Below are 19,234 nucleotides of genomic sequence, written 5' to 3' on the forward strand. Positions count from 1 at the left end.
GGAGACGCTATGACTTGCGTTCGATGCAAAAAGAGACCGGCAATCATCTTCGTCCAGCGGATGGAGAACGGGCAGATGAAGCAGGAGGGCTATTGCCTCCGCTGTGCCCGTGAAATGCACATCAAGCCGGTGGAAGATATGATGAAGCGGCTGGGCCTGTCCGATCAGGACATGGACAGCATGGAAGACCGGATGGACAGCCTGATGGAAGAAATGGGCGAAGGGGCCAACCCCCTGGCCATGATGATGGGCATGTCCCCCGACGAGGGCAACGAGGAAGGCGGAGACGACGGCTTTGTGCCGGGCGGCAACGCCACCTTCCCCCTGAGCATGACCGGGCAGGATGACCAGAACGGCTCCAGCAATGCCGGCGGCAAAAACAACAAGAGCGGCAAAAAGCCGCCCCGCCGCAAGTTCCTGGACACCTACTGCGAGAACCTGACCGCCAAGGCCCGGGACGGCCGGCTGGATGACATCATCGGCCGGGACCGGGAGATCTACCGCACCATTCAGATCCTGTCCCGCCGCCAGAAGAACAACCCCTGCCTGATCGGCGAGGCCGGCGTGGGCAAGACCGCCATCGCCGAGGGCATCGCCGAGCGGATCGCCCGGGGCCAGGTGCCGGCCCAGCTGAAGGACAAGGAAATCTATCTGCTGGACCTGACCGCCCTGGTGGCGGGCACCCAGTTCCGCGGACAGTTTGAGCAGCGGGTCAAGGGCCTGCTGAACGAAGTGCGCCAGGCGGGCAATGTGATCCTGTTCATCGACGAGATCCACACCATCACCGCCGCCGGCGAGAGCGAGGGCGCCATGAATGCGGGCAATATCCTCAAGCCCGCCCTCTCCCGCGGGGAGATTCAGGTCATCGGCGCCACCACCTTTGCCGAGTACCGCAAGTATATCGAGAAGGACCAGGCCCTGGAGCGCCGGTTCCAGCCGGTGCGGGTGGAGGAGCCCAGCATTTCGGACACCATCGCCGTCATGAACGGCATCAAGCGCTATTATGAGAACTATCACCATGTGCAGGTTCCTGCCGCGGTGGTCAGCGCAGCCGTCACCCTGTCGGAGCGGTATATTACCGACCGCTATCTGCCCGACAAGGCCATCGACCTGCTGGACGAGGCCTGCGCCTGCTGCAACCTGGCCCACCCTGAGATTTCCGCCTATCTGGAAGCCCAGAAGGAGCTGGAAACCCTGAAGCAGGAGGAGGCCGACATGGAGTCGGCGGGCACCGACGAGGCCATCGACTATGAGCGGGTGGCCGAGCGCAAGACCCGCATTGCCCAGCTGGAGGCCGACCTGCCGGCCCGGCAGGCCGCAGCCAGCGAGATCGCCGTGTCGATGGAGGATCTGGCCCGGGTCATCGAGCTGTGGACCGGCATTCCGGCAGTGAAGATTCGGGAGACCGAGTACGTCCGCCTGGCCGGCCTGGAAGACGAGCTGAAAAAGAAGATCATCGGCCAGGACGAGGCCGTCCACCTGGTGGCCCAGGCCGTCAAGCGGAGCCGCGCCGACCTGGCCGGCCGCCGCCGTCCCGCCAGCTTCATCTTTGTGGGCCCCACCGGCGTGGGCAAGACCGAGCTGGTGAAGCAGCTGGCCAGCCAGCTGTTCGCCGGTCCCGACCCGCTGATCCGGCTGGACATGAGCGAATATATGGAGAAGTACGCCGTCTCCCGGATGATCGGCTCGCCTCCGGGCTATGTGGGCTATGAGGAGGCCGGCCAGCTGACCGAAAAGGTCCGCCGCCGCCCCTACAGCGTGGTTCTCTTTGACGAAATCGAGAAGGCCCACCCCGACGTGCTGAACATCCTGCTTCAGATTCTGGACGAGGGCAAGATCAACGACGCCCAGGGCCGGACGGTGGATTTCTCCAACACCGTCATCTGCATGACCTCCAACGCCGGCTCTTCCGAGCAGGGCACCGGCGGTCTGGGCTTCAACAAGAGCGCCGAGGAGATGAACAAGGACAAGACCATGAAGTCCCTGCGCCAGTTCCTGCGCCCCGAGTTCCTGGGCCGTGTGGACGAAATCGTGGTCTTCAAGTCCCTGAGCGACGAGACCCTGGAGGGGATCGCCGGCCTGATGCTGGAGGAGTACCGCCCCGGCATGGAGGCCAAGGGCATCGCCTACAGCTATACCCCGGCAGCCGTCAAGGCTCTGGTGGCCCAGTGCGAGGGCGGCAGGTTCGGCGCCCGGGACCTGCGGCGGATCATCCGCAAGCAGGTGGAGGACGAGGCAGCCACCCGCATCATCGACGGCCTGCTCACCAGCGGCGGCAGCCTGACGGTGGACGCCGAGGACGGCAAGATCGTCCTGAAATAACCAACCGACACAAAAAGGACCTGTCCCGGAAGGGACAGGTCCTTTTTTGGTTCGATTATGCGGTTTCGCTGGCGGATTTGTAAATACCAAAGGTCGTGTCGGGCTCGGGCATATCCACCCGGGAAGCCCGGTCGTTGACCGCCAGCATCAGGGCGGCCATCACCCCAAAGACGACGACCACAATCAGCCATTTCACCCAGTTGGGCAGATGGTTCATGGTTTGACTTCCTTTCTCATTGGGGGCGGCAGCGGCGGCGGGCCTGATTCAGCAGGCGGCCGGCCTCGGTGACGTCCAGGGTGCGGACCAGGCCGCCGGTCCGTTCCACGGCGCCGGGGCCGGTGTTGCCCTCCTCCACAAAGGTGGATTTGTCCCAGTCGGAACGGCCGTTCCAGGCGCAGAAGCCGGCCGGGGCGATGTGCTGGCCCAGACGGCATTCCAGGACGGCGGTTTTGCCGGCGGGCCGCCAGGGCCGGCCCAGATAGACGCTGCCGGCGGGGCAGTCCGACACAAAGTCACAGTCCCAGAAGACAAAGCCCAGCCCGTCGGGAGCGGTGGAGGGGGCGGTGACGTAGCCGCGGCAGCTGCCGTCGCCGTTGTCCACCGAGCGGAGGGTGCACTGTTCAAAGAGGGCGTCCCCACCGCCAAAGATGAAATCAATATCACCGGCGATCTCGCAGCCCTGGTAATACTGGGCGCTGGGCCGGCGGGGCGCAAAGACCCGGGGCCCCAGGAAGCCGTCCTTCTCCCGCTCTTTTTCGGGCAGGGGAGCGCAGAACAGGGTGTCCTGGTTGCCCAGCAGCCGCACCCGGCGGAACACCGCCTGCTGGCTGTCCACATAGGCCGCGATGGCCTGGCCGGCCTGTGCGCCGGGGCCCGCGTCGTTTTCGATGGTCAGATCTTCCACCGTCACCTGGCCGCCGCTGAAAAAGGCAGTCCAGCTGCGGAAGGTGTGGGTGGGCCGCCCGTCCATGTGGGGCAGCTTGCCGCCGTCCCCCCAGACCAGACGGGTTTTGCCCATGCCGGCGCCTCTGAGGGTGATCTGCTGTTTTTCGCACACCAGCTTTTCACGGTAGGTGCCCGGCCCGATCAAAATTTCGGCGGGCAGATCATAGGGTACGGCCTGGACGGCTTCGCCGATGGTGGCAAAGTCGCCGCTGCCGTCCCGCGCAACAGTGATGGTAAGCATGTCAGCCTCCCCGGGCCCGTGCGCAGGGTGCGCCGGGCCCCTCTGTGTGATGTGGGATGAGTACGAATGCCAATAGTATACAACAATCGGACCGCAGAATGCAATACGTCCGGGGGAGAGGCTTAGTGCTCGCTGGCGGGGGGCTTCATGATGAACCAGAAGGTGGAACCCTTGCCCGGCGTGCTCTGGACCCCGAAGCGGAAGCCGTGCTGTTCAAAGATGGCCTTGGTGATGGACAGGCCCAGGCCGGTGCCGGCCTTGCCGGCGTCGGAGCGGGAGCGGTAGTACCGCTCGAAGATGTAGGGCAGGTCCTCGGCCGAGATGCCGGGGCCGTGGTCCTCCACCTCCACCCGGACCCCTTCCTCACAGGGCATAGCCCGCAGCACAAAGACGCCGTCGGGGCCGATGTGGTGCATGGCGTTGCCCAGCAGGTTGTGGAGGGCCCGCTCGATCATGGTGGGATCGGCGAACACTTCCAGGGGCTGGTCGGGGAGTTCCAGCTGGAGGGTCCAGCCGTTCTGGGCGCAGACGGCGTCGTAGCGCTCGCTGACCTCGTCGCACAGCTGGCCCATGTCAAAGCGGACCATCTCGCACTTGTCGGCGCCGCTGGTCACCTTGCTCAGCTCCATGACGCTGGACACCAGGGCGGTCAGACGGTCGGTCTCGTCCACAATGATGTTCAGCTGCTCGTCCCGATGGGGCTTGTCGTCGCCGGTGATGTCACGCACCGTTTCGGCATAGCCCTTGATGAGGGTGAGGGGGGTGCGCAGGTCGTGGGAGACGTTGGCCAGCAGGTCGCGCTGCATCTGGGCAGCCCGCTGGACCTCCCGGGCCATGTGGTTGAAGTCCTCGGCCAGGGTGCCCAGCTCGTCCCGCCGGTTGGGCTCCACATGGACCGAATAGTCTCCCTGGGCCACCTGGCGGGCTGCGGCGGACAGTTCCCGCAGGGGGCGGGTGAACCACTGGCTGAACAGCCAGGCCGCCGCCAGGGCAAAGGCAAACACCAGGATGGCGATGAGGGGCAGCATGTCGCTGAGCACCTGCCCGGCCTCGGCCACATGGACCAGGCTGGTGGAAACCAGCACCGAATAGGTCCCGTCCAGGCTCATCCGGCCCACCACCACCTGGGAGGAACCGCCGCTGGTGTTCAGTACCTGGAGCCAGCTGCCGTTGGAACGGCAGGCCCGGCGCATCTCAATGACGGTGGATTTGTCCCAGGAAAAGCTGCTGCTGTCCGACTTGGAGGACAGGGTGCTGTTGTGGAGCAGGCAGGGGTAGAGGTTTTCGATGGTGATGACGCTGCGGAGGGTGGAGTCGGAGATGTCCACACAGAAGTTGGTCAGCTGGGTGTTGGCCGAAAGGCTCTCATACAGCTTGGTGCGGAAGGTGCTGTCCACCATCAGGATGCCGAAATCCCAGCTGGAAATGATGCCGCCCTCGTCCTGGGTATCCTGAATGAGGGAGACGATCTCGTCGGCCTGGTCGGCCAGCTGGTTTTCGATGCGGCGGTTGTAGAGGGGCTCCAGCAGCTGGGTGGACAAAAACCAGTACAGCCCCAGCAGCAGAAGGCAGATGAAGGCGAGGAACAGCATCAGCTGGGCGCGGATGCCTGGGGTGGCGGCCCGGGGCGGTTTGAGGCGGTGCATGGATTACCGGTGGGCGTCGGGGTCGAACTTATAGCCGATGCCCCAGACGGTCACAATGTAACTGCGGCAGGCCCCCAGATGCCCGCGCAGCATCTTGACGTGGGTGTCCACGGTGCGGTCCTCGCCGAAATAGTCGTAGTTCCAAACCTTCTGCAGAATTTTCTCACGGGAGAGGGCGATCCCCTTGTTGGAGGCCAAAAAGACCAGCAGGTCAAACTCCTTGGGGGTGAGGCTGACTTCCTCGCCGCCCACCTTGACGGTGTGGCTGGCGGTGTCGATGGACAGCTCCCCAAAGGTCATGACGGTGGCGGCGGTGTCGGGATGGGCCAGGGTGCGGTTGAGCACCGCCTTGACCCGGGCCACCAGCTCCCGGGGGGAGAAGGGCTTGACCACATAGTCGTCCGCGCCGCCTTCCAGGCCGGCCAGCTTGTCGTATTCCTCGCCGCGGGCGGTCAGGATGATGACGGGGGTGTTGATGTGGCGGCTGCGCATTTCCCGCAGGCAGGTCATGCCGTCCATAAAGGGCATCATCAGGTCCAGAATCACCAGGTCGTAGCTGGAGCTGGTGACCTGGGCCAGAGCGGCCGAGCCGTCGGCGGCCTCTTCGCAGGTGTAGCCTGCGTACTGCAGGTGCTCCCGGATCAGTTCCCGGATGCGGGGTTCGTCGTCGACGATCAATATCTTAGCCATAGGGCGGGGGTCCTCCATTTCTGATGTTGAAATGCCCGGCCGGGGCGGCCGGACCCATTTCACAATATCTTATCACAATTACATAATAATACGGAAAATGTGAAGAAGTGTGAACTTTGGGTGAATCCTTTGGAAAAGATGAGATGAGCTGTCTTCATTGTAGCACAGCCGCCGGGGGCGGCGCAATCCAAAATCCCGGCCGCACTTGCGCCGGAGGGCCCAGATGCGGTATACTAAAGCCGACTACTCTTTCTGCCGCGCCCGCGGCCCGGAAGGCAAAAGAAAGGAACCACATCCATGCGTTTGGGACTGACAGAAATTGTATTGATCCTGTTCATCGTTCTGGTGATTTTCGGGCCGGGGCTTTTCGCCTGGCTGTCCCGGTATTCCCGCCGGTTCCAGGCCAGCCGCGCCGAGGAGGCGCGCCGCCGTGCCGCCTGGGAGGAAGCCCGGCGGGCCCGGCGGGATTTCATCCTGCACCGGTTCCAGGTGGCGGCTTCCGTGTTCGCCCTGCTGATGGCGGCGGCTCTGGTGTATACCCTGGGGTTCCGCCCCATTGAAGCCGAACCCCACAGCTACACCTTGCCCGCCGCCCAGGCGCCCCAGGGCGGGGCATCGGTGACCGAGACGGCCTCCCTGACCCTGGAGGGCTACCAGCCCCTCGACTGCATCCAGGTGGAGGACGGCTGGATCTATCTGGCCGCCCGGCCCCAGGAGGGCCAGGGCAGCACACTGCTGCGGATGCGGGAGGACGGTACCGGCCTGACGGTGGTGCTGACTGAAAAAGGGGTCATCACCTCCTTTGCCTTTGATGGGGAGGGGGATATCTGGTACACCCGCCTCACCGATGAGGGCGGAGCCCTCTGCCGGGTGTCCCACGACGACTGGGGCGCCGCCACCGAACAGGTGGTGAACCAGATCGACGGCCGGGCCCTGTCCTACCCGGCGGCGGTGACGGTGGACGCGGCGGGCAAGGTGTATTTCACCGAGGCGGTCCGCCTGACCCCCAAAGCCGGCACCATGGAGGAAGCCCTGCGGGCCGAGCTGATCGGCCATACCGCCACCGGCTGGGTCTATGTCTATGACCCGGCGGCCCGGACGGTGCAGCCGGTGCTGGGTGAAGTGGCCGGTGCGGCCGGGCTGGCTCTGGCCCCCGACGGCGAGACCCTCTATGTGGCCGACCTGGCCAGCCGCTGTATCTGGGCGGTGGACCCCGCCAGCCGGGACCTGACCGCCGGCGGCAAGGGCTGCACCCTCTTTGCGGGGGACCTGCCCGGCTATCCCGCCGCCCTGACGGCGGACGCCGACGGCAGCGTCTATGCGGCCTATCGCTGGAACCAGGCGGACTGGCTGGAAAGCCGGGCCCAGGACCCGGGCCTGCGGGAGATTGCTGCCCGCCTGCCCCGGGGAGTTCAGCAGGGACTGTTTGGAGACAGCGCCACCGCGGCCCAGAGCTTTGACGCCGACGGAAATCTGGAGGCGGCCTATGCCTCCGACGACGTGGCGGGCTGGGCGGCGGCCGCCAGCGGCAACCGCTTGTATATGTCTGGTACAGACCGGGACGTTTATTACTTCCGGTTTTGAGAAAAGAGGCGTTTTTGTATGACGGAACAAGAAAAGATGGAGATTACCGCCCAGGCGCGGCAGGCTGTGGAGGAATTGCTGGCTCAGGCCAGCCTCCGGCCGGGGGACGTGTTTGTGGTGGGCTGTTCTTCCAGTGAGATTGTGGGAGGCCATATCGGCCACGACAGCAGCATGGAGGCGGCAGCCGCCGTCTACGAGGGCATTGCGCCGGTGCTGGCCCAGCGGGGCATCTGGCTGGCAGCCCAGTGCTGCGAACACCTGAACCGGGCCATCATTCTGGAACGGCAGGCCGCCGAGGCCCACGGCTGGGAGGAAGTCTGCGTGGTGCCCCGGCCCCATGCCGGCGGCAGCTGGGCCACCACCTGTTGGAAGCACTTTGAACACCCGGTGGCGGTGGAAGCCATCCGGGCCCACGCGGGCATGGACATTGGCGGCACCCTGATCGGGATGCACCTGCGGGCAGTGGCGGTGCCGGTGCGGCTGTCGCTGGACCACATTGGCCGCGCCATTCTGCTGTGCGCCCGCACCCGCCCCAAGCTGATCGGCGGGGAACGGGCCAAATACACCGAGGAGGACTGAGACAAGCTATGCCGGAACGGAATTTGGAACAAATGGCCCAGGCGGTGGCGGAGATTCGCCGCCGGATGGATGACGCAGCCCGCCAGGCCGGGCGGGACCCGGCCAGCGTCCAGCTGTGCGCCGCCTGCAAGACCCATACCCCTGAGACCATCGCCCTGAGCGCCCAGCTGCCCATCGACCTGTTTGGGGAAAACCATGTGCAGGAGCTGTGCGTCAACTACGACGCCGGGGCCTACTGCGGCAAGCCGGCCCACTTCATCGGCCACCTGCAGACCAACAAGATCAAGAAGGTGCTGGGCCGGGCTTCTCTGATCCAGAGCGTGGACAGTGAGCGGCTGGTGCTGGCGCTGGAAAAGGAGGCCGCCAAGCTGGACCTGATCCAGGATATCCTGCTGGAAGTGAACATCGGGGAGGAGGCCAGCAAGACCGGCGTTCCGCCCGAAGCCCTGTGGGCCCTGCTGGATACGGCGGCAGCCAAGCCCCATCTGCGGGTCAAGGGCCTGATGGCTATTCCCCCAGTGAACGAGGACGACGATGCCAACCGCGCCCTGCTGGCGCAGGTGTATAAGCTGTTTGTCCGGGCCGGGGAGCGGGGCTATGACAACGTAAAGATGGAAACCCTCTCCATGGGGATGAGCGGCGACTATGAGAACGCCATCCGGGAAGGGGCTACCCTGGTGCGGATCGGCACCGCCATCTACGGCGCCCGGGACTACGGCACCCGCTGAAACCGGGCATTTGAGGGGATGAAAGGAAAACGGTTTGTAAAACCGACGGGAGAAACAACATGGTGGATTTGAAAGATGTGGAAAAACCCAAGTATGGGGACCCCAACGCCCGGCATACGTCGGCGGCCCGGCTGCTGGGGCGGTTCTGGCCCTATGAGCGGAAGTACTGGCGGACCATGGTCTTTGACCTGTTCTGCGCGGCCCTGACCTGTATCTGCGACCTGGTGCTGCCCCTGATTCTGCGGTATATCACCAACACCGCCGTCAACGACCTGGCGGCCCTGACGGTGGGGGTGGTACTCAAGCTGGGCTTTGTCTACTTTGTGCTGCGGCTGATCGACGGCCTGGCGGCCTACTATATGGCCGACATGGGCCATGTGATGGGCGTCTACATTGAGACGGATATGCGGCGGGATGCCTTTGCCCACCTGCAGCGGCTCAGCGTGGCCTATTACTCCAACAACAAGATCGGCCAGATCATGGGCCGGATCACCAACGACCTGTTTGATGTCACCGAGTTTGCCCACCACTGCCCCGAGGAGTTCTTCATCGCGGCGGTGAAGATTGTGGCCAGCTTCATCATCCTGAGCCGGTACAGCCTGGGCCTGACCGCCCTGCTGTTCCTCTGCCTGCCCCTGATGGCGGTGGTGTCCATCAAGCTGAATACCCGGCTGCGGGCCACCCAGCGGGCCCAGCGGGTCCAGGTGGGCGAGCTCAACGCCCAGATCGAGGAGAGCCTGCTGGGCGAGCGGGTGGTCAAGGCCTTCTGCGCCGAAAAGACCGAGAACGAAAAGTTTGAGGCCGGCAACGGCACCTTCCAGCGGCTGAAAAAGAACAGCTACCGGGTGATGGCGGCCTTCCAGACCTCCACCCGGATGTTCGACGGCCTGATGTATCTGGTGACCATCCTGGGCGGCGGCATCTTTGTGGTGAAGGGCTGGATTACCCCCGGCGACCTGGTGGCCTATTCCCTGTACGTCTCCACCCTGATCGCCACCATCCGCCGGATTGTGGAGTTTGCCGAGCAGTTCCAGCGGGGCATGACCGGCATCGAGCGGTTCTTTGAGATTCTGGACACCCCGGTGGATATCCAGGACGCCCCCGGCGCCGCTCCCCTGAAGCCGGGCCCCGGACAGATCCGTCTGGAGCACGTCAGCTTTGAGTACCCCGACGACCACAACAAGGTCCTGCGGAACGTCAGCATTGACATCCCGGCGGGCCAGCGGCTGGCCCTGGTGGGCCCCTCCGGCGGCGGCAAGACCACCCTGTGCAATCTGATCCCCCGGTTTTACGACGTGACCGCCGGCAAGATCTTCATTGACGACCAGGACATCCGCAAGGTGACCCTGGAAAGCCTCCGGGGCGCCATCGGCATCGTCCAGCAGGACGTTTACCTGTTCAGCGGGACGGTGGCCGAGAACATCGCCTACGGCAAGCCGGGAGCCACCCGGGAGGAAATCGCCCAGGCCGCCCGTCTGGCCGGAGCGGAAAAGTTCATCCTGGCCCTGAAAGACGGCTACGACACCTATGTGGGCGAGCGGGGCGTCAAGCTGTCGGGCGGCCAGAAACAGCGGCTGTCCATTGCCCGGGTGTTCCTGAAAAACCCGCCCATCCTGATTCTGGATGAGGCCACAAGCGCCCTGGACAACGAGAGCGAAATCCTGGTGGGCCAGAGCCTGGAAAAGCTGGCCCATGGCCGCACCACCCTGACCATTGCCCACCGCCTCACCACCATCAAGGACTACGACCGGATTCTGGTGCTGGGGTCGGAGGGAATTCTGGAGGACGGCACCCACGAGGAACTGCTGGCAAAACAGGGGATTTATTACCGCCTGTGGAACCAACTGCCCGGGGACGACCTTCTGTCTTGAAAACAACAGCGGAGCTTTCTGTAAAGAGGGCTCCGCTGTTTTGTTATAGTTTGATGAGGGGCTGGGTGTAGGCGGTCCCCATGGGCTGGGGTGCGCGGCGGCAGAGGGCGGTGAAGTCGGAGGCGGCAGTCTGGGCCTCCACCGTCCGGGCACAGTCGGGATTCTCCTGAGCCAGCCGGGCCAGAGAGGGGGAGAGGGGAAGGCTGGCCCGGGCCAGCAGGCCGGTGGCCTCCCGCCGGGCGCCCAGCAAGTGCAGATAAGGGGGCAGGGAGGGAAGGGTCAGCCAGCCGGGCCCGGCCCCGGGGGTGCCGTAGCCCAGAACCGCGTCCATCACCAGACGGCGCATCCGGGCCCGGGGATAGCGGACGGTGGTCAGGGCGTCCCACAGCCCTTCCAGGGTTACTGCCGAGCGGACACTCTCCCGCAGGCGGTGTTCCAGCCCTTCGCTGACGCCCCGCACCCCGGCGAAATCCCGCCGGGCCCGCAGCCGGGAGAGGGCTGCCAGGCTCACCGCCGAAAAGTCGGTGTACTGCCCGGCGGCATAGGCTTCCCGGTAGAGATGCAGGGCAGAGGCCGGCACATAGGGGGCCAGTGCCTCGGGGCCCTGCTCCGCCCAGAGGGCCCGCAGGGCGCTGGCACTGGCGTACCGGCCTGCGGTCTGGGCCTGGCCGTGGTTGGCGCCCTGCCGGGGAAGGGGCACCGGGGTCAGAGGGACATCCAGCTCCAGAATGGCCTTGCAGTACTCCACCGCCAGGTTGTTGTTGGGACGGTCCAGCAGGTCGGCCAGCCCGGCCCCGGGGCAGACCCGTTCCACCGCCGCCTGACGGGCCGCGGCAAAGCTGCGGGCGCCGGCGGCCAGCTGTTCTTTCAGGGCTTCCCGGTACGCAGGGGAGGCCAGCGCCCGGGCGGTCCGGGTCAGCAGGTCGGCGTCGGGGGTCTCGGCGCCAAACACCAGGGTATCGCACCCCGCCGCCGCCAGCAGAGACACCCCCGCCCGGGCAAAGCTCTCGGCCCCCGACATGGCCCAGGGGGCCGGCAGGGCAAACACCAGGCTGGCCCCCGCCGTCAGGGCGGCTTGGGTCCGCACCGGCTCGGGCAGAAGGGGCGGCGCGCCCCGCTGGGTCATGCCGCAGCTCATGGCCACCACCACATGACGGGCTCCCATCTGCCGCGCGGCCTCCAGCTGCCAGCCGTGGCCGCTGTGAAAGGGATCGTATTCTGCTATGATGCCTGCAAAATCCATGGGTCCTCCTGGATGTTGTACACAAGTTTTTGCCTTTTTGGTGTTTTTCTCTTGAAAAGACATTGGCTCTATTATATAATGTAAATAATTAGAGCGCAATGGTTTGCGAAGCGCGGCAGTCAGGGAAATTCCCTGCCTTTTTCGCGTTGGAACAGACTCTTGGCGCTTTTCTTTGGAAGGATTTTTGTCAGGGGGCGCCGCCCCGCTGACCGCAATGTGAAACAGGAGGCTACACGAAGATGAAGATTCTGGTTATCAACTGTGGTTCTTCTTCCCTGAAATATCAGCTGATCGATATGGACGGCGAGAAGGTGCTCTGCAAGGGTCTGTGCGAGCGCATCGGCATGGAGAGCAGCATGATCACCCATGACGCCAACGGGAACAAGGCCACCACCCCCGCGATTTTCCCCACCCACACCGAGGCCTTCAACGAAGTGATCAAGAAGATGACCACCGGCGCCGGCAAGTGCATTGAGAGCGTGGAGGAGATCGACGCCATCGGCCACCGCGTGGTCCACGGCGGCGAGAAGTTCCAGTCCAGCTGCCTCATCACCGAGGAGGTCATCTCCACCCTGCGTGAGCTGAGCCCCCTGGCTCCCCTGCACAACCCCGCCGGCATCCTGGGCATTGAGACCGCCCGCAAGGTCTTCGGCACCAACGTGCCCCAGGTGGCTGTGTTCGACACCGCCTTCCACAGCACCATGCCCCCGAAGGCTTATATGTACGCCATCCCCTACGACTACTACACCAAGTACGGCGTCCGCCGCTACGGCTTCCACGGCACCAGCCACAAGTACGTCAGCCACAAGGCTGCCGACTACCTGGAGGAGCCCATCAGCCGCCTGAAGCTGATCACCTGCCACCTGGGCAATGGTTCTTCCATCACCGCTGTGGACCAGGGCCGCGTGGTGGATACCTCCATGGGCATGACCCCGCTGGCCGGCCTGATGATGGGCACCCGCTGCGGCGACCTGGACCCCTCGGTGGTCAACTACCTGAAGTACACCCTGGACATCACCGGCCACGAGCTGGATGAGATCCTGAACAAGAAGTCGGGCCTGCTGGGCATCTCGGGTGTTTCCAGCGATATGCGCGACGTGGAGAAGGCTGCTCGCGAGGGCAACAACCGCGCTTCTCTGGCCATCGATATGCTGACCTACCAGATCAAGAAGGTGGTGGGCAGCTACATCGCCTCCATGGGCGGCGTGGACGCCATCGTCTTTACCGGCGGCATCGGCGAGCATGACGACATCATCCGCGCCAAGATTTGCCACCACATGGATTGGCTGGGCATCCGCATCGACACCGACAAGAACCGCGATCCCCAGGGCGATGTCTGCGAGATCACTGCCTGGGGCTCCAAGGTCCGCACCCTCATCATCGCCACCAACGAGGAGCTGATGATCGCCCGCGACACCAAGGAAGTTCTGGAAAACCAGCACTGAGCCGCTGTTCCGGCTGAGGCCGGGCCCGCCTTCCGGGCGCTGACCCCTGTTTGAACATTCCAAGGCCGCACGCCTGTATGGGCGCGCGGCCTTTTTGATGCGGGCGGCCCCGCGGCCAAAATGAAAAGTACGGCTTCTCCGGCTGGAAATGGAATTTGCGCGGCACGACTCTGTTTTTTGGTTGACAAATTGGGGAAAGCGGGGTACAATAAGGGAGTCCTCGACCCGAGGATGATATCATGCTTCAAGCCCCTGGTAGCTTACGATCGGCGCGATGGTCCCCAAAAACCAAGGTGTGGTTCCAATCCTTCCGCGGGCAAGAACAAAACAAGAGGAGATACTACAATGTTCGAAGACAAGACTTTAGTTTGCAAGGACTGCGGCAAGGAGTTTGTTTGGACTGCTGGCGAGCAGGAGTTCTATGCATCCCGCGGCTTTGAGAACCAGCCCCAGCGCTGCAAGGCTTGCCGTGACGCCCGCAAGAACGGTGTCCGTCCCGCCAGCACCGGCGAGCGCAAGATGTACGACGCTGTCTGCGCATCCTGCGGCAAGGCCTGCAAGGTTCCCTTCCAGCCCCGTGAGGACCGCCCCGTCTACTGCTCTGACTGCTTCGCACGCATCAAGCAGAACTAAGTTGTAACCCTGAAGGGCTCCTGCTGCCTCCGGACAGCGGGAGCTCTCTTTTTGTGATTGTGATCCGGTTACTTGCAAAGCCGGGGGCATTTGGGGTATCATAGAAGCACGATTGACACACTGACAGCACGAAAGGAACTGCGTCATGTTTGATATTTTCAATTCTGTCCGCAAGAACCACAGCGATGAGCCCTTCCAGGTGACCCGCCAGACCATCATCGGCGACATTCTGGATATGGACAGCACCACCGCTCCCTACTTCCTGGAGATCGGCATGCACTGCCTGGGCTGCCCTGCCTCCCGCGGGGAGAGCATCGAGGAGGCCTGCGCCGTCCACGGCGTGGACTGCGACGCCCTGCTCCAGAAGCTGAACGCCCATCTGTCGGGCAAAGCCCAGGGCTGAGATGGTCCTGGATGCACGGCTGGCAGCGGCCGCGGCGCTGGTGCGCCCGGGGCTGCCGGTGGCGGACATCGGCTGTGACCACGGCAAGCTGACCGCAGCGCTGGCCTGTTCGGGCCTGTACCCCAAAGTAATCGGTTCCGACCTGCGGCCTGGCCCTCTGGCCAAGGCCCGCCGGACCGTAGAGACGGCACACTGTCAAGACCGCGTCGAGCTTCGGCTGGGCGACGGTCTTTCTGTGTTGTCTGCGGGCGAGGTGGGGACGGTGGTCATCGCGGGGGTGTCGGCCCAGACCGCATGGGAAATGCTGGAGGCGGCTCCCTGGGTGTTTTCGCCCCAGGGGCCCCGTCTGGTGCTGATTCCCGCCACCCGCCACGACGAACTGCGCCGCTGGCTGGGGGAACATGGGTTCCGGCTCTGCTGTGACCGCCCGGTGGAGGCGGCGGGGCGGTGGTATGCGGTGATGGCCGCCGAATACGACGGCGTCCGCCGCACCCTGACCCTGGCCGAAGCTCTCTATGGCCAGACCGGCCAGTGGCCGGAGGCGGCAGGCTATGCCGCCAAACAGCTGGAAAAACTGGTGAAACTGCGGCGGGGCGTGCCGGACGGCACCCCCGAGGCAGAGGAGATGGACCGACTGATCCAAGGAGGCTGAACCGATGGAGATCACAGTACAAATGGTTTATGAGGCCATGGCCCGGCTGGCCCCGCCCCAGCTGGCCGAGAGCTGGGACAATGTGGGCCTGCTGGTGGACTGCGGCCGGCCGGTGACCCGGGCCCTGACCACTCTGGACATCACTCCCGAGGTGGTGGAGGAAGCCGCCCGGCTGGGCTGCGAGGTGATTGTCTCCCACCATCCGGTGATCTTTTCGCCTCTGAAAAAGCTGAGCAGCCGGGACGTGCCCTTCCTGCTGGTGCAGGCGGGGATCTCGGCCATCTGCATGCACACCAATTACGATGCCGCCGAGGGCGGCGTCAATGAGATCCTGGCAGAGCTGTTCGCCATGCGGGACCCTGAGCCTTTCGCCAACGGCTGCGGCCGGGTGGGGGAGATTGACCCCATTTCGGTGCCCCAGCTGGCGGCTCTGGCCCAGGACCGTCTGGGATGCTTCTGCGTCCCGCCCCTGGAGGGGCCGGCGGTCCAGGTGAAGTACACCGACAACGGCCGGCCGGTCCGGCGGCTGGCGGTCATCAGCGGGGCAGGGGGCAGCATGTTTGAGGATGCCCTGGCGGTGGGAGCCGACTGCCTGCTGACCGGCGAGGCCAATCACCACGCCGCCTGCGACGCCAAACGGCTGGGCCTGGGCCTGATCGCGGCGGGACACTATGCCACCGAATACCCGGCCGCCGCTGCCCTGGCGGCCCGCCTCCAGGAGGAAGTACCCGGTCTGGTGGCGGTGGCCAGCCGGGAAAATCGTGACCCCTTTACCTATTTATAAAGGGGACTCCGTGAACACGAGAGGGGGAACACCATGGCACTGGATGCCGCAACGCTGGCACTGACGGCGGCCGAGTTGGGCCGCGTGGTGACCGACGCCAAAATTGCAAAGATTTTTGAGCCCACGCGGGACGAGCTGGTTCTGACCCTGCGCACCCGCACCGATACCTACAGCCTGCTCCTGTCGGCCCGCAGCGGGTCGGCCCGGGTCTGCCTCACCGACGAGAGCTTTGAAAACCCCGAGACCCCGCCCTCCTTCTGTATGCTGATGCGGAAGCATCTCACCGGCGGCCGGCTGACCGCCGTGCGGATGGAGCCGGGGGACCGGATTATCTACTTTGACTTCCTCTGCACCAACGAGATGGGAGACCTGGTGACCAACACCCTCTGCGCCGAGCTGATGGGCCGCTACTCCAACCTGGTCCTGGTCCAGAGCGGGAAGATCATCGACGCCCTCAAGCGGGTGGACTTTGAGGACAGCGAAATCCGGCAGCTGCTGCCCGGCCTGGCCTATACCATTCCGCCCAAGCCGGCCCGGCCTGACTTCCTGGCCGCCAGCGCCGCCTCCATGGTGGCTCTGGCCTGCCAGAAGGACCTGCCGGTGGCCAGCGCCCTGAGCCGGACGGTGGCCGGGGTGGGCCCGGTGGTCTGCCGGGAAGTGGCCTGGCGGGCCTTTGGCCCGGAAGAGCTGACCGCCTGCGAGCTGGACGAAGGCCAGCGCCGCCGGCTGCTGGACGCCATCGAGGAACTGAAGGCCGAGCACGCCGCCGGCGGTGCTCCCTGCAGCGTGGTGAGCCCCGAGGGCAAGCCGCTGGAATTTACCTTCTTCCGGCCTCAGCAGTACGGCGCGGGCTATGAAATCCGGGAGTGGGGGTCCTTCTGCGAGATGCTGGAAGGCTACTACGCCGAAAAGGACCGGGCCGAGCGGCTGCGCACCAAGAGCAAGGAGCTGCACAAGGCGGTCCACAATATGTACGAGCGCGCCGTCCGCAAGCAGGCTGCCCGGAAAGAGGAGCTGGCCGCCAGCGAAAAGAGCGAGCAGCTGCGGCTGTATGGTGAGCTCCTGTCCGCCAACCTCTACCAGGCCGAGAAGGGGATGCAGAGCATCACCGTTCCCAACTGGTACGACGAGGGCAAAGAGGTGACCATCCCGCTGGATGTCCGCTACACCCCCAGCCAGAACGCCCAGAACTTCTTCAAGGCCTACAAGAAGAAGCAGACCGCCGCCCGGATGCTGGTGGAACTGCTGTCCGAGGGCGAAAAGGAGATCGCCTATCTGGAGACCGTCCTCTATGAGGTGGAGAGCGCCCCGGGCGAGGCGGCTTTGAATGAGATTCGGGCCGAGCTCAAGAGCCAGGGCTACCTCAAGTACTACAAGCAGCGGGACAAAAAGCAGAAGCCCGCCGACTACTACCGGTACGTCTCCTCGGACGGCTTCGAGATTCTGGTGGGCCGCAACAACATCCAGAACGAGCGGCTCACCCTCCACACCGCCCGGGGCAAGGACCTGTGGTTCCACACCAAGAACGCCCCCGGCAGCCATACGGTGGTGATGAGCAACGGCCAGGACATTCCCGACCGCACCCGGGAGGAGGCCGCCCAGCTGGCGGTTCTCCATTCCAGCCAGGCCAAGGGAGTCAAGGTGGCGGTGGACTACACCGAGGTGAAGAACATCCGCAAGACCGGCGACCTGAAGCCCGGCATGGTCCTCTATGAAAAGTACGAGACGGCCTACATCACCCCCGACCCGTCCCTGATGGACAAACTGCGCAAAAAGTAACGGAAATCCGCCCCGCCTTGGACTCAGGGCGGGGTTTTGTGCTGTCCGGGAGGGCAGGGGAGAGCTTGTTCAGACGGGATGGCGGCCCAAACTGTCTGGTCCGCCAAAAATAAAGCAAGTTTTTTGTGGAAATTGTGGGTTTGCCTCTTGCGCTGGAACGCAATTTATAGTATCATAGGGAGGCAGGACGCCGCGCGGGACCGCGGCCGGACTTTGACGGCAGAGGGTTAAAAATCCCTCGCAAAAAAGTTTGATTTTTTTCAAAAAAGGTCTTGCAAAACAGGTCTAAGTATGGTAAAATACTTGACGGCTGCAAAGGGCTTGTGCGATACAAGTCGTGCAGGCCACGATATGCGATGATGCGGGAGGTTGCCGGCCGGCGATGCCGAGTCGGGTTATTTCCGCGGAGTATGTCCGATCTAAGAACCGGGCGAAAGAATTACTGACAGTGAAGGGATATGTCCCCGCAGCATGGCTGCGACGCGGACCAATGTCCACTTGTCTTTGCTAGATTTCTTTCCGGGAAAACTGCGTGGCGGTTTACCGGCTTTTCTAATGCGAAGACGTGAGACACCCGGAACAGTGTGCAGTGATTGATCGAGTTGCCCATACTACACATTATCAGGAGGCACAACCAAATGGCAGTCAAGGAAAAGATCAGAATCCGTCTTCAGAGCTACGACGTTCAGCTCATCGATGCAGCAGCAGAGAAGATCGTTGAGACCGCAAAGCGCACCGGCGCCCGCGTGTCCGGCCCCATCCCCCTGCCCACCGACCGCGAAGTGGTCACCGTCCTGCGTGCAACCCACAAGTACAAGGACAGCCGCGAGCAGTTCGAGAGCCGCACCCACAAGCGTCTGATCGACATTCTGAAGCCGTCCAACAAGACGGTCGAGGCTCTGATGAGCCTCCAGCTCCCCGCTGGCGTGGACATCGAGATCAAGCTGTAAGGCTTGGCTTCATCGATGCCCTCGTTTCCCGAGGGGTCATGTTGGCGGTGACGTGCGCCGCCAACCAATAACCTTTACAGGAGGAAAAGAAAATGGTTAAAGGCATTATCGGCAAAAAGGTCGGTATGACCCAGCTGTTCGATGAGAACGGCAAGGTCATCCCTGTGACCGTCATCGAGGCAGGCCCCTGCACCGTCGTGCAGAAGAAGACTGTCGAGAGCGACGGCTATCAGGCTGTTCAGCTGGGCTTCGGCGAGGTTTCCGCCAAGAAGGTCAACAAGGCAGCCGCGGGCCACTTCAAGAAGGCTAATGTGGCCCCCAAGAAGACCCTCCGCGAGTTCCGTCTCGAGGATGTCTCCGGCCTGAATGTGGGCGATGTCATCAAGGCTGACGTGTTCGCCGCTGGCGACAAGATCGACGTGGCCGGCATCTCCAAGGGCAAGGGCTACCAGGGCGTTATCAAGCGCTACGGCCAGCACCGCCTGCGTGAGAGCCACGGCACCGGCCCTGTCGCACGGCATGCCGGCTCCAACGGCTCGACTTCGACCCCGAGCCGCGTCTTCCCCGGCAAGCGCCTGCCCGGCCACATGGGCTTTGTGCGGGTCACCGTGCAGAACCTGACGGTCGTCAAGGTTGACACCGAGAACAATCTGATCGCTGTCAAGGGTGCGGTCCCCGGTACCAAGGGCACCATCGTCACCCTGGCCAACAGCGTGAAGGCCTAAGGAGGAAAGCTAC

Annotated in this window: 18 protein-coding genes; 13 read left to right on the forward strand and 5 right to left on the reverse strand. The window is 63.9% G+C overall.

From position 1 onward, the window contains the following. Positions 1–9 precede the first annotated feature (9 nt). On the forward strand, positions 10–2,322 hold the full coding sequence (locus tag B5F27_RS00245) for an ATP-dependent Clp protease ATP-binding subunit (protein ID WP_087363762.1): 2,313 nt from the start codon (positions 10–12) through the stop codon (positions 2,320–2,322). Between the two features lie 55 nt (positions 2,323–2,377). Here B5F27_RS00245 and B5F27_RS16920 read toward each other — a convergent pair whose 3' ends face one another. The 4 genes from B5F27_RS16920 to B5F27_RS00260 all read right to left on the reverse strand — a co-directional run bounded on the left by B5F27_RS16920 (position 2,378) and on the right by B5F27_RS00260 (position 5,845). Beyond that, positions 2,378–2,539 (reverse strand): hypothetical protein, encoded by a 162-nt coding sequence (locus B5F27_RS16920; protein WP_164488763.1) that lies wholly within the window; start codon positions 2,537–2,539, stop codon positions 2,378–2,380. A 16-nt stretch (positions 2,540–2,555) separates the two neighbouring features. Beyond that, a complete protein-coding gene (locus B5F27_RS00250; protein WP_087363765.1) occupies positions 2,556–3,509 on the reverse strand; it encodes a pectinesterase family protein in 954 nt (317 codons plus the stop codon). Positions 3,510–3,631: 122 nt separating this feature from the next. Beyond that, positions 3,632–5,155: a HAMP domain-containing sensor histidine kinase gene (locus tag B5F27_RS00255; protein ID WP_087363768.1), complete on the reverse strand. Its 1,524-nt coding sequence runs from the start codon at positions 5,153–5,155 to the stop codon at positions 3,632–3,634. Between the two features lie 3 nt (positions 5,156–5,158). Then, the gene (locus B5F27_RS00260; protein ID WP_087246305.1) at positions 5,159–5,845 is read right to left on the reverse strand and encodes a response regulator transcription factor; all 687 of its coding nucleotides are present in this window, start codon (positions 5,843–5,845) and stop codon (positions 5,159–5,161) included. Positions 5,846–6,142: 297 nt separating this feature from the next. On the opposite strand from B5F27_RS00260, the gene B5F27_RS00265 reads away from it, so the two are divergent. The 4 genes from B5F27_RS00265 to B5F27_RS00280 all read left to right on the forward strand — a co-directional run bounded on the left by B5F27_RS00265 (position 6,143) and on the right by B5F27_RS00280 (position 10,607). Beyond that, positions 6,143–7,429, forward strand: a complete 1,287-nt coding sequence (locus tag B5F27_RS00265) for an SMP-30/gluconolactonase/LRE family protein (protein WP_087363770.1) — start codon at positions 6,143–6,145, stop codon at positions 7,427–7,429. 18 nt (positions 7,430–7,447) lie between these two features. Then, positions 7,448–8,008, forward strand: a complete 561-nt coding sequence (locus B5F27_RS00270; RefSeq protein WP_087363773.1) for a TIGR01440 family protein — start codon at positions 7,448–7,450, stop codon at positions 8,006–8,008. Positions 8,009–8,016: 8 nt separating this feature from the next. Continuing rightward, positions 8,017–8,736 (forward strand): YggS family pyridoxal phosphate-dependent enzyme, encoded by a 720-nt coding sequence (locus tag B5F27_RS00275; RefSeq protein WP_087363775.1) that lies wholly within the window; start codon positions 8,017–8,019, stop codon positions 8,734–8,736. A gap of 176 nt (positions 8,737–8,912) precedes the next feature. Next, entirely contained in the window at positions 8,913–10,607 is a 1,695-nt protein-coding gene (locus B5F27_RS00280; RefSeq protein WP_242956771.1) for an ABC transporter ATP-binding protein, read from the forward strand. 43 nt (positions 10,608–10,650) lie between these two features. Here the strand turns inward: B5F27_RS00280 and B5F27_RS00285 are convergent, their stop codons facing one another. Continuing rightward, positions 10,651–11,850: a nucleotidyltransferase family protein gene (locus B5F27_RS00285; RefSeq protein ID WP_087363781.1), complete on the reverse strand. Its 1,200-nt coding sequence runs from the start codon at positions 11,848–11,850 to the stop codon at positions 10,651–10,653. A 239-nt stretch (positions 11,851–12,089) separates the two neighbouring features. Between B5F27_RS00285 and B5F27_RS00290 the strand changes: the two genes are divergently transcribed. The 8 genes from B5F27_RS00290 to rplC all read left to right on the forward strand — a co-directional run bounded on the left by B5F27_RS00290 (position 12,090) and on the right by rplC (position 19,221). Then, positions 12,090–13,295 carry an acetate kinase gene (locus B5F27_RS00290; RefSeq protein ID WP_087246311.1) on the forward strand — a complete coding sequence of 402 codons (1,206 nt, stop codon included), beginning with the start codon at positions 12,090–12,092 and terminating at the stop codon, positions 13,293–13,295. 345 nt (positions 13,296–13,640) lie between these two features. Then, the gene (locus tag B5F27_RS00295) at positions 13,641–13,928 is read left to right on the forward strand and encodes a zinc-ribbon domain containing protein (RefSeq protein WP_087246312.1); all 288 of its coding nucleotides are present in this window, start codon (positions 13,641–13,643) and stop codon (positions 13,926–13,928) included. Between the two features lie 145 nt (positions 13,929–14,073). Further along, a complete protein-coding gene (locus tag B5F27_RS00300; protein ID WP_087246313.1) occupies positions 14,074–14,331 on the forward strand; it encodes a DUF1858 domain-containing protein in 258 nt (85 codons plus the stop codon). 1 nt (position 14,332) lies between these two features. Beyond that, positions 14,333–14,983 carry a class I SAM-dependent methyltransferase gene (locus B5F27_RS00305; protein ID WP_087246314.1) on the forward strand — a complete coding sequence of 217 codons (651 nt, stop codon included), beginning with the start codon at positions 14,333–14,335 and terminating at the stop codon, positions 14,981–14,983. 4 nt (positions 14,984–14,987) lie between these two features. Then, on the forward strand, positions 14,988–15,767 hold the full coding sequence (locus B5F27_RS00310; protein ID WP_087363784.1) for a Nif3-like dinuclear metal center hexameric protein: 780 nt from the start codon (positions 14,988–14,990) through the stop codon (positions 15,765–15,767). A 33-nt stretch (positions 15,768–15,800) separates the two neighbouring features. Beyond that, entirely contained in the window at positions 15,801–17,546 is a 1,746-nt protein-coding gene (locus B5F27_RS00315) for an NFACT RNA binding domain-containing protein (RefSeq protein ID WP_087363787.1), read from the forward strand. 638 nt (positions 17,547–18,184) lie between these two features. Next, the gene (rpsJ, locus tag B5F27_RS00320; protein ID WP_087231854.1) at positions 18,185–18,496 is read left to right on the forward strand and encodes a 30S ribosomal protein S10; all 312 of its coding nucleotides are present in this window, start codon (positions 18,185–18,187) and stop codon (positions 18,494–18,496) included. A 92-nt stretch (positions 18,497–18,588) separates the two neighbouring features. Further along, on the forward strand, positions 18,589–19,221 hold the full coding sequence (gene rplC, locus B5F27_RS00325; RefSeq protein ID WP_087246317.1) for a 50S ribosomal protein L3: 633 nt from the start codon (positions 18,589–18,591) through the stop codon (positions 19,219–19,221). Positions 19,222–19,234 lie beyond the last annotated feature (13 nt).

The organism is Faecalibacterium sp. An192 (assembly GCF_002160175.1).
Classification (GTDB): domain Bacteria; phylum Bacillota; class Clostridia; order Oscillospirales; family Ruminococcaceae; genus Faecalibacterium.